This is a genomic window from Yimella lutea, from assembly GCF_006715095.1.
Lineage (GTDB): Bacteria > Actinomycetota > Actinomycetes > Actinomycetales > Dermatophilaceae > Yimella > Yimella lutea.
Genome location: NZ_VFMO01000001.1, coordinates 2,582,679 through 2,595,914 on the forward strand (window position 1 = coordinate 2,582,679; position 13,236 = coordinate 2,595,914).

General features: G+C 67.5%; 13 protein-coding genes. 1 reads left to right on the plus strand and 12 read right to left on the minus strand.

Annotated features, from left to right (window positions below; all coding sequences use genetic code 11):
* Position 1: 1 nt before the first annotated feature.
* From FB459_RS12490 to FB459_RS12545, 12 genes are all read right to left on the minus strand, one after another.
* The gene (locus tag FB459_RS12490; RefSeq protein WP_240795941.1) at positions 2-1,150 is read right to left on the minus strand and encodes a pyridoxal phosphate-dependent aminotransferase; all 1,149 of its coding nucleotides are present in this window, start codon (positions 1,148-1,150) and stop codon (positions 2-4) included.
* 11 nt (positions 1,151-1,161) lie between these two features.
* Positions 1,162-1,812 (minus strand): NUDIX domain-containing protein, encoded by a 651-nt coding sequence (locus FB459_RS12495; RefSeq protein ID WP_141928742.1) that lies wholly within the window; start codon positions 1,810-1,812, stop codon positions 1,162-1,164.
* A gap of 4 nt (positions 1,813-1,816) precedes the next feature.
* Positions 1,817-3,508: a CTP synthase gene (locus tag FB459_RS12500; RefSeq protein WP_141928743.1), complete on the minus strand. Its 1,692-nt coding sequence runs from the start codon at positions 3,506-3,508 to the stop codon at positions 1,817-1,819.
* A gap of 68 nt (positions 3,509-3,576) precedes the next feature.
* Positions 3,577-5,196, minus strand: coding sequence for a murein biosynthesis integral membrane protein MurJ (gene murJ / locus FB459_RS12505; protein WP_170221908.1), 1,620 nt, complete (start codon positions 5,194-5,196; stop codon positions 3,577-3,579).
* Positions 5,193-5,984, minus strand: coding sequence for a hypothetical protein (locus FB459_RS12510; RefSeq protein ID WP_141928745.1), 792 nt, complete (start codon positions 5,982-5,984; stop codon positions 5,193-5,195). Before FB459_RS12510 ends, murJ begins: the two co-directional genes overlap by 4 nt.
* A complete protein-coding gene (locus tag FB459_RS12515) occupies positions 5,984-6,913 on the minus strand; it encodes a copper transporter (RefSeq protein WP_170221910.1) in 930 nt (309 codons plus the stop codon). Before FB459_RS12515 ends, FB459_RS12510 begins: the two co-directional genes overlap by 1 nt.
* Entirely contained in the window at positions 6,910-8,088 is a 1,179-nt protein-coding gene (gene steA / locus FB459_RS12520) for a putative cytokinetic ring protein SteA (protein WP_141928747.1), read from the minus strand. Before steA ends, FB459_RS12515 begins: the two co-directional genes overlap by 4 nt.
* Positions 8,089-8,105: 17 nt before the next feature.
* Entirely contained in the window at positions 8,106-9,809 is a 1,704-nt protein-coding gene (recN, locus tag FB459_RS12525; protein ID WP_141928748.1) for a DNA repair protein RecN, read from the minus strand.
* Positions 9,809-10,708 (minus strand): NAD kinase, encoded by a 900-nt coding sequence (locus FB459_RS12530; RefSeq protein ID WP_129624985.1) that lies wholly within the window; start codon positions 10,706-10,708, stop codon positions 9,809-9,811. Before FB459_RS12530 ends, recN begins: the two co-directional genes overlap by 1 nt.
* Positions 10,705-11,508, minus strand: a complete 804-nt coding sequence (locus FB459_RS12535) for a TlyA family RNA methyltransferase (protein ID WP_141928749.1) — start codon at positions 11,506-11,508, stop codon at positions 10,705-10,707. Before FB459_RS12535 ends, FB459_RS12530 begins: the two co-directional genes overlap by 4 nt.
* A gap of 7 nt (positions 11,509-11,515) precedes the next feature.
* Positions 11,516-11,743, minus strand: a complete 228-nt coding sequence (locus FB459_RS12540) for a hypothetical protein (RefSeq protein ID WP_141928750.1) — start codon at positions 11,741-11,743, stop codon at positions 11,516-11,518.
* Positions 11,736-11,984: a hypothetical protein gene (locus tag FB459_RS12545; protein WP_129624983.1), complete on the minus strand. Its 249-nt coding sequence runs from the start codon at positions 11,982-11,984 to the stop codon at positions 11,736-11,738. Before FB459_RS12545 ends, FB459_RS12540 begins: the two co-directional genes overlap by 8 nt.
* Before the next feature lie 82 nt (positions 11,985-12,066).
* Here FB459_RS12545 and FB459_RS12550 point away from each other — a divergent pair, with 82 nt between their 5' ends.
* The gene (locus FB459_RS12550; RefSeq protein ID WP_141928751.1) at positions 12,067-13,236 is read left to right on the plus strand and encodes a hypothetical protein; all 1,170 of its coding nucleotides are present in this window, start codon (positions 12,067-12,069) and stop codon (positions 13,234-13,236) included.

The following is a 13,236-nucleotide window of genomic DNA, read 5'->3' on the forward strand; positions in this document are numbered from 1 at the left end:
TTCAGACCACCGCGGCCAGTCGGTCGAATGCCTGGTCGAGTTGCTCGGTCGACCCGCAGAACGACAGACGCATGAAGCGGTGACCGTCGACCGGATCGAAGTCGATGCCCGGCGCCAGCGCGACGCCGGTGCGGTCGAGCACGTCCAGGCACCACTGCTGGGAATCGTCGGTGAGGTGGCTGATGTCGCAGTACGCGTAGAAGGCGCCGTCCGGCGGGGCGAACGAGGTCACACCCAATTCGGGAAGTCGCCGTAACACCAGGTCCCGGTTGCGTGCATAGCGCTCGACGTGGCCGACGAGTTCGGTCTCCGACTCCTGGGCGAAGGCAGCCACAGCGCCCGCCTGTGAGATCGCCGGCGCACAGATCGACAGGTTGCCCTGCAACAGTTCGACCGGACGAACCAGACTGTGCGGCAACAGATTCCAACCCAGACGCCAGCCGGTCATCGAATGGAACTTGCTCACCGATCCCATCACGACGGCGTTTCGCGACGTCTGCCAAGCGGTCGATGTCGGTCGCCCGAAGCTGATGCCGTGATAGATCTCGTCCGACAGCAACAGCACGTCGTTCGCCTCGCACCACAGCGCGATCGTGGCCAACTCGGCAGCGTCGATGATCGTGCCGGTCGGGTTGGCCGGACTCGCGATGATCAGCCCGTCGATCGGTTGCTCCAGCGATTCGAGCTGTGCCACCGAAGGCTGGAAGCGCGTCTCGGGTCCGCACACCAATTCGACCGGCTCGCAGCCCAGTGCGCGGACGGTGTTGCGATAGGCCGGGTAGCCCGGACGAGTCATCGCGATCCGATCCCCCGCCTCGAACGCTGCCAGCAAGACCGTACTGAAGCCGCCCGAGCTGCCGTTGCTGACCACGACCTCGTCCGGATCGACCTCGACTGCGTAGTGCCGCAGGTAGTGCCCACTGATGGCCGTGCGCAGTTCGAGCGTGCCCTTCGCCTCGGTGTAGCCGAGCGTGTGCGTGTCGAGCACCCGTTCCACCTCCCGCCGCACCGGATCGGGTGCGGACGTGGAGGGCTGACCGACGCAGAGCATGATCGCGTCGCCGTGAGTCTGCTGGCGACGGGTGGCGGCGGCGACCAGCTCCATCACGTGGAACGGCGGGACCTGACCTCGACTCGAAACCCTTTGCACGGCAAGCTCTTTCAGCGGTACACCGGATGAGCCGGCCAAGGAGCGTCCGCCGGGCGCAGACCCGAGTAGTCTCCCGCCAAGCGTGCGGCGGCAAGCACACCCGCGATCGCGACCGCGTTGTGCACCCGTCCTTCGAGGGCGGCGTCGGCAACCTCGCTCAACGGCGCCCAGCCCGTCGGCATCTCGTGCTCCTCGCCCTCACGGACGAAGTCGTCCAGCACCGATGGGAAGACGTCCCGTGCGAGAAAGATGCGGATGTTCTCGGAGTTGCCGCCCGGCGAGGTGAACAGGTCGAGCAGCACCGACCAGTGTTCGGCACCGAGCTCGGCTTCCTCCACGAGCTCCCGGACGGCGGCAGCGTGTGGGTCCTCCCCCGCGACGTCGAGCAGACCCGCGGGGATCTCCCAGTCGTAGGTGCCGACGGGGTGCCGGTACTGCTGAATGAGCAGCACCTCTTCGGCTCCGGGTTCACCGCGTAACGCCACGACCGCCACCGCGCCGGTGTGTTGCACGTAGTCGCGGCTGACCTCTCCGGCATCACCGAGATCGACCCGGTCGGTGACGACGTTCCAGACATGGCCGTGGAACGCTTCGCGCCGAGAGACCACCGGCGCGGGTTCGATACGGTCGGCGATTCCCGAGGGCAGGAGCTCGTGCGTCATCAGGTCAGTTCGACTGTGCCGCAGCGTCTTCGGGCGTGCGCGGCCGCTCGACCTCGACCAGCCGTGAGGCCCGCTGCTGATCGATCGCCGCACCGATGAGACCGGCGAACAGCGGGTGCGCTCGGTTCGGACGCGACTTGAACTCCGGGTGCGCCTGCGTCGAGACGTAGTACGGGTGCACGTCCTTCGCCAGTTCGACGAATTCGACCAGCCCCCACTCGGGGTGGGTTCCGCTGATCACGAGTCCGGCGTCCTTCAACTGCTGGACGTACTCGTTGTTGACCTCGTAACGGTGCCGGTGCCGCTCGGTCGCCGTGGTGGAGCCGTAGGCATCGGCCACGACCGAACCCTCCAGCAATGCAGCCTCCTGTGCGCCCAGGCGCATGGTGCCGCCAAGGTCTCCTGCACCCTCGACGAAGTTCTTCTGCTCCTCCATCGTCGCGATGATCGGGGTCTTGGTGTCGGGGTCGAACTCGCTCGACGACGCGTCGGCGATGCCGGCGACGTTGCGCGCGTACTCGATGACCATGCACTGCAGGCCGAGGCAGATACCGAGAGTCGGCACACCCTTCTCACGGGCCCACTTCAGCGCGCCGAGCTTGCCGTCGATCCCCCGCACCCCGAACCCACCGGGCACGAGCACCGCGTCGACACCTGCGAGCTCCTTCTGCGCACCGGCATCGGTGGCGCAGGAGTCACTGGCGACCCAACGGATCTTCACGCGCGCGTCGTAGTGGAAGCCGCCGGCACGCAACGCCTCGGTGACCGAGAGATAGGCGTCCGGTAGATCGATGTACTTACCGACCAGCGCGACCTCGACCTCGTGCTCGGGGCTGTGGACGCGGGTGAGCAGGTCGTTCCAGGAGGTCCAGTTGACGTCGCGGAACGGAAGGTCAAGGCGGCGGATGACGTAAGCGTCCAGACCTTCGCCGTGGATCACCTTGGGGATGTCGTAGATGCTCGGGGCATCGACGCACGCGGCGACGGCTTCCTGGTCGACATCGCACATGCGGGCGATCTTGTTCTTGATCGAGTCGGGAAGCTCCCGATCTGCCCGCAGCACAAGCGAATCGGGCTGAATACCGACCTGACGCAGGGCAGCGACCGAGTGCTGGGTCGGCTTCGTCTTCAGTTCACCGCTGGGTGCCAGGTAGGGCACGAGCGAGACGTGCAGGAAGAACACGTTGTCGCGTCCGACGTCCTGCCGCACCTGACGGGCTGCCTCGAGGAAGGGCAGCGACTCGATGTCGCCGACGGTGCCACCGATCTCGGTGATGATCAGGTCGACATCCGGGCCGGCCTGGGCGCGCATCTGCGCCTTGATCTCGTTGGTGATGTGCGGAATGACCTGGACGGTGTCGCCGAGGTACTCACCGCGCCGCTCCTTGGCGATGACCTGGCTGTAGACCTTGCCGGTCGTGACATTCGCGCTACCGGCGAGGTTCACGTCGAGGAAGCGCTCGTAGTGTCCGATGTCGAGGTCGGTCTCGGCTCCGTCGTCGGTCACGAAGACCTCACCGTGCTGGAACGGGTTCATCGTTCCCGGGTCGACGTTGATGTACGGATCGAGCTTCTGCATCGTGACCCGAAGGCCGCGAGCGCCGAGCAGGTGACCGAGGCTGGAAGCCGTCAGACCCTTACCGAGAGAGGAGGCGACGCCTCCGGTAACAAAGATATGCTTCGTCTGGTCCGCCACGGGCTGCCAGTCTACGCAGATGGTTCACCGGGTGCGACACCGGCACACGATCGACTCGCTGCCAACGCTCAGGAGCCTCCTGCGCGGCCCAACGCACCGACCCAGCCGCGCATGGTCGGCCGGTCGATCGTCCACATGGCTCCCACGAACGTGGCCATGGCCACCAGTCCGACCAGCACACTGACCGCAGTCGCCCCAGCCAGGGTGTCGGTCAGTCCTGCGCACAGACGTCCGAGGCCCAAGCCGGCGAGGGCGGACAACAGCCCGGCGATAAACGCCCGGACCCATGATCGGATCGTCGTTGCGAGCTCAAGGTCCGGCCAGTCACGCCGGACCAACGCCACGAGAGCTGCGGCGGCCGCGGTCATCCCCAGGGACGAGCACAGCCCGAGTACGACGAGGGTACGCGCGGAATCCAGGTGCACGCCGTGCAGGAATGCGAACGGCAGGACGCCCGCGACGAGCCAGCCGATACCCACCGCCATTCCCGCCGCCACGGCCGCGCCGCGCGCGTAGAGTGCACGGCTGAGCAGAGCGATCAGGCTGAACCCGACCAGTCCTGGCGCGTACGCGGCGAGCGCGGGCGTGAGCGCACGCACCGAGGCCGGCCGGGCGTCGAGCGCTTCGAAGAAGGCCCCGGCCGGACCGGAGACAGCGATCAGAGCAGCGGCACCGAGGATCGCCGCCGCCCCGACGAGTGGCAGCACTCGGCGCAGCACGGACGACCCTTCGGTGCCGCTGAGTCGCGGAAACGCGGCGGTGGCGATCGGTACCGCGAGCAGCGCGTACGGCAGGAGGTAGAGCGCCTGGACGTAGTTGTAGACGTTGACGGCACCGGTGTCGCCACGGTCGTTGGCCAGGGCGATGGTGGCGAGCACGGTGACTTGTTGGGCCACGAGAGCGATCATCCCCGCACCCGCCAATTGCCGGGCCCGGGCAGCGACACCTTCGGGGAATCGCACTGTGGGCCGGAGCCGAATACCCGCTCGCAGTAGTGGGATCAGCAGCGGCAGGCTGAGCATCACGACGCCGAGAGTGGTGCCTCCGGCAAGGATCCAGCGGACGCCGTCGTCCGTCCCCAGCACGACGCCGGGTCGGACTTCGTAGCTGTTCGGGTCACCGGTCGCACCGTAGACCAGGTAGGCGGCGATCACGACCAGGCTGGACAACAGCGGTGCGACCGCTGCCGCGACGAAGCGTCGGTGCGCCTGCAGTACTCCCGCCAGCACGATGCCGACTCCGTAGAGCAGCACCTGTGGCGCGAAGACCACCAGCATCGTCGCGGTGAGGTTCGACAGCGTGCCCTCGCATCGAGTACCCGCTCCGCCGGCGAGGGCCGATGCGATCGGACCGGCGAGCAGCCCCAACAACACGGCGAGAGGCAGCAGAACCACGACGGCCCAGGTCAGCAGCGCCGACGAGATGCGATCGGCCTGATCGCGATCGCCTCTCTCGACCGCGGACGCCACCAGCGGCACCACCACCGCAGCGAGCGCCCCACCGGCAGTGACCTCGTAGAGGACGTTGGGCAGTTGGTTCGCGGTGGCGTACGCCTGGCCGACGCAACTACCACCGATCTCCTTGGAGAACACCAACCAGCGTCCGAACCCGGTGATCCGGCTGGCCAGGGTGACGCCCGCGATCGCACCTGCAGCACCGAGAAGCGTCCCGGTCCGCCGCGGACTCACGTCGATCTGCCCCACTGATCGATCGCGTGCAGCACCGGGTGGGCATCGATCACCCGGGAGAAGCTGACCTTCTCCGAACTCAACATCAACGCGACGACGCCGGCAGCGGCCACGAGCCGGCCGCGCGTTCCGAGGTGTCGTGCCCAGGCAGCACCCAGCACGGCACCCAGGGGGTTGCTGCCGGTGTCGCCCATCATCGAGTGACCGGCGAGGTCATGCCGCGCGACGACGGCCCCTGACGTGATCGGCACGACCGCGAGCTCCGGGTCGATGAACAGCAAGGGAAGGTCGGCGAGTAGCGCGACCTTGAGCGCTCGTCCGGGCCGTAGGTCGAACAGGTTCATCAGGTTCGCCGAACCGGCGATGAGGACGGCGGCTGCCGGTGTCCCGATCGGACGCAGTCGGCCACGGTCCATCAGCAAGGCGGCGAGGACGGCGGTGCCGCCGATGCCGAGGATCTTCAGGGCGCCGGTGGTGACCTCGCCGTGCAGCAGCCCGGCGACATGCCCCTTCAACCCACGCCTGTCGGCCGACCCGGCCACATCGTCCACCAGACCGAACGCACCCGATCCCACCGCGACGAGTGCCAGCACCGGATCGACCATCGCCGCGCCGGACAGGCCCGCGATGATCGCCGGACCTTCGATCAGTGTGACGTCGTCGCCACGGAAGTTCTTGCGCGACAGGCGTTCTCGGACGGCGGGAAGACGGTGCAGCAGCGAACGCGTACCACCCGTGAGCGCTGCGGAAAACACGGCCGAGCGAACGCAGGTAGCGGTCGAAGCCATCACTGCGCCTCGGCGGACGGTTCCACCTGCGGCATCATCGCCGACGCATCCCGGCCCATGCCGTACTGCCCCGACCTGCCGGCGAGTTCGTCGCGCAGGCAGAGCCCGACAGCGACCTGACCGATGGCGAGCGAGCCGTTGTCGACGGTGCTCATCACCGAGACGACATCAGGGGTGTCGCGCAACCGGGTCATAAGGGCATCCGGGGACAGGCCGTCGTTGGTGGACGCGGAGCCGCTGGACACCCCGACCACGGCATCGACCGAGATGCCGAGGCCGGAGACCACGGCGGCCCACCGCTTCGCCTGGCCGTCCTTGTCCACCATTCCCGGCCACACCACGACGATCGCGGACGCTGCCGGACCGTCGGACGGTTCGACCGTGGTGGCATCGCTGTCGGCGAGCTTGTCGAGGACACCTCGCGCACCGGCGTCCCCGCGCGTCAGCGCGCGCGCCAACACAGCTCCACCGAGCCGGTCGGCCTTCACCGACCTCGGGTCGAGAGCCACCTTCGCGGCGTAGTCACGCATCGTGGCCGAGTCGGCGTAATCGGATCCGGTCCACTTGTCGTCGAGAGTGACGGTCGTGGCGACCTTCCCGTCACTGTCGGTCACCGTCCTGCGGACCTTGGTGACCAGGCTGTCATCGACCCCGGGAAGCACCACGATCGCGACCTGCCGTCCGGTGAGCTTGCCTGCCAACAGACTCGGTGAGAGTTGCGCCACTCCGTCGTCGCGCTTCTTGCTGGACGCGTTGCCCTGATTGACCTGGTTCTGCAGCTCGGCCTTGTCCTTGCGCAGCGACACCACCTGGCCGTTGAGCTGGTCGGCCACCTCGCCGCGCAAAGAGAACCCGCCGATGATGATGCCGGTCGCGAGCGCGAGGAAGACCGCGACCAACGACACGACGTGATACCGGAAATCAATCACTGAAAGAGCCCCTCGAGCCAGGAGTAGAAGGTGTCCCAGCGCGCACCGATGATCTGGTAGAACGCTTGTCCCGCAGGGGTCGACAACATCGCGACCAGCAGCGCGATCAGTCCCGCGACGACGAGCACAGCCAAGGACGGCCAGCCGATGCTGGAGCGATACAACCTGCTCACGCCCTTCGCGTCGACCAGTTTGCTGCCGACCCGCAGCCGGGTCAGAAAGGTGCTGGCCATACCGGCACGACCCTTGTCCAGGAACTCGACCAGGGTGGCGTGGGTACCGACGGCGACGATGAGATCGGCGCCGGCGTCATCGGCGATGAGCATCGCGATGTCCTCGCTGGTGCCGGTCGCCGGGAACACCACGGCGTCGTCGATGCCGAGCTCCTCGACCCGGGAAAGGCCCGGAGCGCGTCCGTCGCGGTAGGCGTGCACGACAAGCTCGGCGCCGCTGCGCAGTGCTTGATCACTGACCGAGTCCATGTCGCCGACGATCATGTCGGGCTTGTGGCCGGCCTCCAGGATCGCGTCGGCGCCACCGTCGACTCCGATGAGCACCGGTCTGAAGTCGCGGATGTATGGCTTGAGGATCGCCAGATCCTCCTTGTAGTGGTAGCCACGGACGACGATCAGCACCGGTTTGCCGTCCATGTCGGTGCGGATGTCGGGCAGACCGATGCCGTTCAGCAGCAGGTCACGCTCCTGCTCGAGGTACTCCATCGTGTTGCCGGCGAACGCCACGATCTGCTCGGACAGGCCCTCGCGGGCCTCCTGCATCGCCTGCTCGACGATCTCAGGAGTCATCAGTGTGCCGGAGGCGATCGTCTCGTCGTCGACCATGAACGTGTCATCGACCAGGCGTCCGGTGCTGCCTTCGGTGGCCGCCGTCATCACTGCTTCACCGACACCGTCGAGCAACGGGATACCGGCGTCGACCAGGATCCCCGGTCCGACGTTCGGGTAACGACCGGTGGACGACTTCGCCGCGTTCACGACGGCACTCGGCCGGCACGCGACCAGCGCCTCGGCACTCACCTTGTCGATGTCAGCGTGGTTGATGACGGCGATGTCGCCCGGCCGCAGCCGCTTGGTGAGGTCCTTCGTGCGAGGGTCCACCTGCACCCGGCCACCGGTGCGTTCCGGGGCCGCGTCAGACCGCTGGAGTGGGTTCCTCACCCGCACATCGTGCCAGGTCAACGGCTCGAAGCCCGGGAGGTGGCCACCTGGGCGAGGAGATCATCGACGTGCGCCAACGCGGCTGGGCTGTCGCTGACACCGCCCAGCATGCGGGCCAGTTCACGCCGACGGCGGTCACCCTCGACGACCGCGACGTCGCTGACGGTCACGTGTCCGTCGTCCTGCTTGTGCACAACCAGGTGCTGGTCGGCGTACGCAGCCACCTGCCCCAGATGGGTGACCACGATGACCTGAGCGTGCTGGGCCAGCGCCTTGAGCCGCGCCCCGATGTCGAGCGCCGCGGAACCGCCGACGCCTGCGTCGACCTCGTCGAAGATGAAGGTCGGCACTCCTCCGGCTGCGGTCACGACCTCGATCGCCAACATGACCCGCGAAAGCTCACCACCGGATGCCGCCTTGGACACCGCGCGTGGCTTTGCGCCCTTGTTCGCGGCGAGTTGGATCTCGACGTCGTCGATACCGCTGGAGCTGTACTCCCCCGGCTTCGCGGTGACCTGCACGCTCACCTTCGCCGAACCCATCGCGAGATGCGCAAGTTCGGCGGACACCTCTTTGCCGAGCTTGACCGCGGCTTTGCTGCGCTGGGAGCTGAGTTCCCTTGCCGCTTCGGCGAGTTCGTTCTCCAGCGCCTTCGACCTCAAGGTCAGGTCCTCGATCCGCTCGTCCGAGGACGCCAGATCGTTGCTCTCCTGCGCCGCCTGCGCGGACCACGCCAGCACTTCGTCGACCGAACGTCCGTACTTGCGCAGCAACGTGTTGAGGGCAGCGCGACGTTGTTGCACCTGCTCCACACGGGCCGGGTCTGCGTCGAGGTTCTGTACATACCCCTGAATGTCGGCCGCGAGATCGGTGAGCTGGACGCTGAGGTCGTCGAGCCGGACGCGCAGATCGCGCAGGACCGCGTCATGTTCGATGCCGCGCGCGAGGGACGCGGATGCCTGGCCGAGCAGGGTCAGGGCGCTGCGGTCGTCCAGGTCGTCGCTGCCACTGATCGCTTCGTGAGCGCCGCCGGCGGCGAGCATCAGGGCGTCCAGGTGCTCCAGACGCGACGATTCCTCAGCGAGGGCGACGTCCTCCCCCGGTTGCGGGTCGACGGACTCGATCTCCTCCAGCGCCGTCGTCAATTGGTCGAGGCGCATCGCCCGGTCGCGCGCCTTGGTGGTCAGTTCGTTCAGTTCGCGACGTACCTGTTGACGTCCGAGGTACACGGTCGCGTACCGATCGCCAGCCTTACGCAGCGGCGCGCCACCGAAGTCGTCCAGCACTGCGCGGTGCTGGTCGGGGCGCTGCAGGCGCCATTGATCGGATTGTCCGTGCACGGCGACGACGAGTTCGCCGATCTCACCGAGCACTCCCACGGGTGCGTTGCGGCCGCCCACCCATGCTCGCGAGCGGCCACCGTCGGCCACCGATCGAGCAAGCAGTAGTTCTCCCTGGTCGACCTCTCCGCCGGCTTCCAGCGCGCGTTCGACAGCGGCATGTTCCGCGGGAAGTTCGAGCACCCCTTCGACGACCGCGGAGGAAGCGCCTTCGCGCACCAGGGCTGCAGTCGCGCGTCCGCCGAGCAGCAGGCCGAGCCCTTGGACGACCATCGTCTTGCCGGCACCGGTCTCACCGGTGAGCACATTCAGGCCGGGCGCGAAACGCAGCGTCGCATCATCGATCACACCCAAGTCGCGGATGCGAATCTCCTTGAGCATCAACGCACCTCGCGCGCGCCACGCCAACCGTGCACGGAAAGATCGAACTTGGCCACCAGACGGTCGGTGAACGGGGCCTCGGCCAAGCGAGCCAGGCGCACCGGAACTGGGCTGCGCCGCACCGCTATCCGTGCACCCTCGGGGAGGTCGAAACTACGCCGACCGTCGCACCAGACGACCGCGCGGCCCGGCGAACCGGCGACCATCTCCACAGCGACACGGACGTCATGGCTCAGCACAAGCGGACGGGCGAACAGAGCGTGCGCCGAGATCGGGCACAGCAGAAGCGCTTCCACGCCAGGCCAGACCACCGGACCCCCGGCCGAGAATGCGTAAGCCGTGGAACCGGTGGGGGTACTGATGACGACACCGTCGCAGCCCCAGGTCGACAAGGGTCGACCGTCGATCTCGATGACCAGTTCGATCATCCGCTCCCGGGAAGCCTTCTCGACCGATGCTTCGTTGAGCGCCCAACTGTTCCAGACGACTTCTCCGTCCACCGTCACGTCGACCTCGAGGGTTTCGCGCTCCTCGACCGTCCATGACCGTGACACGATCCGCTCGACGGTCTCGTGGATGTTGTCGCGCTCGGCCTCGGCGAGGAAACCGACATGTCCCAGGTTGATCCCGAGCAGCGGCGTGCCCGCAGCTCGCACGGTCTCCGCGCTGCGCAGGATCGTGCCATCACCACCGAGCACGACGGCGAGCTCACAACCCTCGCCGGGCAAGCCGGCCTGCGGCACCACGTTCGGTCGGTCGAGCACACCGAACGCGCGAAGCTCCTCCTCGTCGCCGGTGATCTCGATGTCGTGAACTGCGAGCTCCTCGACCAGTTCGCAAGCTGTCTGTCGTGCCTGCTCGCGACCGGGGTGCCCGCTCAGCAGGACGCGGCGGGTCATGCGGTCTCCTGCTCGATAGTGGTCACGAAGTCCGCCTGTGCGGCCTCGTCCATCTTGCCTTCCGTGGACCGCCTCGCCCACAGCAGGTACTCGTGGTTTCCACCGGTGCCGGCGACCGCGCTGCGAGCCAGGCCACACACGTGCAGTCCGGCCCGGTCGGTTGCCATGAGTACTTCGCGGACGGCGCGAGCGCGTTCGCCGGCGGATCGGACCACCCCGCCGTGGCCGAGCCGTTCGCGACCGACCTCGAACTGCGGTTTCACCAAGGCGATCAGCTCACCGTCGTGCGTCATCAGTCGCGCGAGGTCAGCGAGGACCAAGGTCAAGGAGATGAAGCTGAGATCGGTGACAACGAGGTCGGCGGGACCTCCGATCGTCGCCGGGTCGAGCCCGCGGACGCTCACCCCACTGTGGTCGTTGACCCGTTCGTCGTCACGCACCACCGTCGCCAACTGGTCATGACCGACATCGACGGCTTCGACCTGCACAGCGCCGCGTGACAGCAACACCTGGGTGAACCCACCCGTCGATGCGCCGACATCGATGGCGCGTCGCCCGGAGGGGTCGAGGGCGAAGGTGTCGAGCGCGCCGAGCAGCTTGTGAGCGGCGCGGCCTACCCAGGGATCGATCTCGCCGCTCACGCCCAGTTCGACGGATTCGTCCACCTTCACCGACGGTTTCGTGATCAGGTCACCGTCGGCGTGGACTCGTCCGGCCAGAACGAACTCCCTTGCCACAGCGCGCGATCGAGCAAGCCCGCGGGACACGAGCGCCTGGTCGACGCGTTCGGCGTCGCTCACCGGCGGTTCACCGCTCGATGCTCGACAGCTGTCGCCGCAGGGTGTCGTGCGCCGAACTCAACGTCGCGATCTGCTGATCGAGGTCGATCCGTACGTCGTCGGCTTCGCTGTACTCGGCAGTTGATGAGGGACTCGGCAGCTCACGAACTGCGGACATCGCCGCCTCGACCTCGGTCGCGCCACGCTCTGCGGCGGGCGCGACCGGGCCGGGCTTGGGAACCGTCGGTTCAGACATCCGCGGGCTTGGTGGACTGCTCGGTCTGCGCGTCGGTGTTCACTGCCGGAGCCTCGTCGGCCTGCGAGGTGGACTCGGCCACCTTCGCCGGCTCCACGGACTCGGCCGTCGACTTCGCCGGCGCTGCCGCGGACTCGGTGGTGGTCGGTGCGTCCTGCTCCACAACCGCGGTCGACGGCGTGGCCACCGAGGACGGGGTTGCCGGCGCGGCGGGGGTCACCCCGGCCGACTCGACACCCACCGTGGTCTCGGTCGCGCTCGGACGGGTCTCGTCCTTCGTGGCGGTAGACGGAGCCTGAGCAGGTGCCGACGGCTTCGGTGTCGTGCTCTTCGCCGTGTCGGACGTGGGCGTAGTCGCTGCCGTCTTGGTGGGCGTAGTCGCTGCCGTCTTGGTGGGCGTAGTCGCTGCCGTCTTGGTGGTGGCAGCCGACTTCGTCGTGGTGCCGGACGGCGACGACGCAGTCTTGCTCGGGCTCGCCTTGGTGGTCGATGCCGTGGTCGTCGTTTTTTTGGCCGGCGTCGACTTCGACGTGGTCGTCGTCTTCTTGGCCGGCGTCGACTTCTTGGCCGGCGTCGACTTCGACGTGGTCGTCGTCTTCTTGGCCGGCGTCGACTTCGACGCGGTCTTATTCGACGGGGTGGACTTCGACGGGGTGGACTTCGTGGTGCTCGTCTTCGCCGGGGTCGATGTGCTGGCCGACTTCTTCGCGGCGGACTTCTTCGTCGCCGTCTTCTTGGTCGCGGTGGCCTTCGCCGGAGTCGACTCGGTGGTGGACGCCTTCTTCGCCGGGCTCGCCTTGGCGGCCGTCTTCGCCGCCGTCTTCTTGGCCGCGGCGGTGGTCTTGGTCGGAGACGACTTCGACGCGGTCTTCGCAGCTGCAGACTTGGTAGCCGGCTCCTTGGCCGAAGCCGACTTCGACGCCGCCGTCGTCTTGACCGTGCCGGTCGCCTTCGTCGTGGCGGACTTCGCGGTGCTCTTCTTCGCCGCCGGAGCAGACTTCGCCGCAGCGGTCTTGTTCGCCGAGGACGCCGTCGACGGGGTGGACTTCGACGGGGTGGACTTCGTGGTGCTCTTCTTCGCCGGAGCCACCTTCGCGGTGGCCGAGGTCGTTGCAGCCTTACGGACGGCAGCACGCGAGGGCGTAGCCCTCTTCGTTGCCTCAGCCCCGGCCGGACGCGAGGGACCGGGATCGGGGGCAGTAGTCGGCTTCTCGGTCTTCGGACCACGACCGGGCACTACCCGCGCGGCACTGCGAGCCCCGGTGGTGGCCAAACCGGCAAGGGTCGCGGTGCCTCCTGCCAGGCCTGAACGCAACGAGCGGACCTCCTTGCTCAGGCGGTCGATCTCCTGCTGGGCGTTACCGAGCTCGGAGAGGGTCGACAAACCGACCTTCTCGAGCTGGCCGCTGATCTCTGCCTGGACTGTCTGGCGGATCAGTTCACGGTTCGCAGCGGCGGCTGCGATCAGTTCGTCGGCGAGTGCCGAAACCTGA

What these genes read in the sequence shown, in the direction of transcription:
- FB459_RS12530 (WP_129624985.1), bottom strand. Translation starts at nt 10,708, where the DNA reads ATGACCCGCCGCGTCCTGCTGAGCGGGCACCCCGGTCGCGAGCAGGCA.
- recN (WP_141928748.1), bottom strand. Translation starts at nt 9,809, where the DNA reads ATGCTCAAGGAGATTCGCATCCGCGACTTGGGTGTGATCGATGATGCG.
- FB459_RS12510 (WP_141928745.1), bottom strand. Translation starts at nt 5,984, where the DNA reads ATGGCTTCGACCGCTACCTGCGTTCGCTCGGCCGTGTTTTCCGCAGCG.
- FB459_RS12495 (WP_141928742.1), bottom strand. Translation starts at nt 1,812, where the DNA reads ATGACGCACGAGCTCCTGCCCTCGGGAATCGCCGACCGTATCGAACCC.
- FB459_RS12540 (WP_141928750.1), bottom strand. Translation starts at nt 11,743, where the DNA reads ATGTCTGAACCGACGGTTCCCAAGCCCGGCCCGGTCGCGCCCGCCGCA.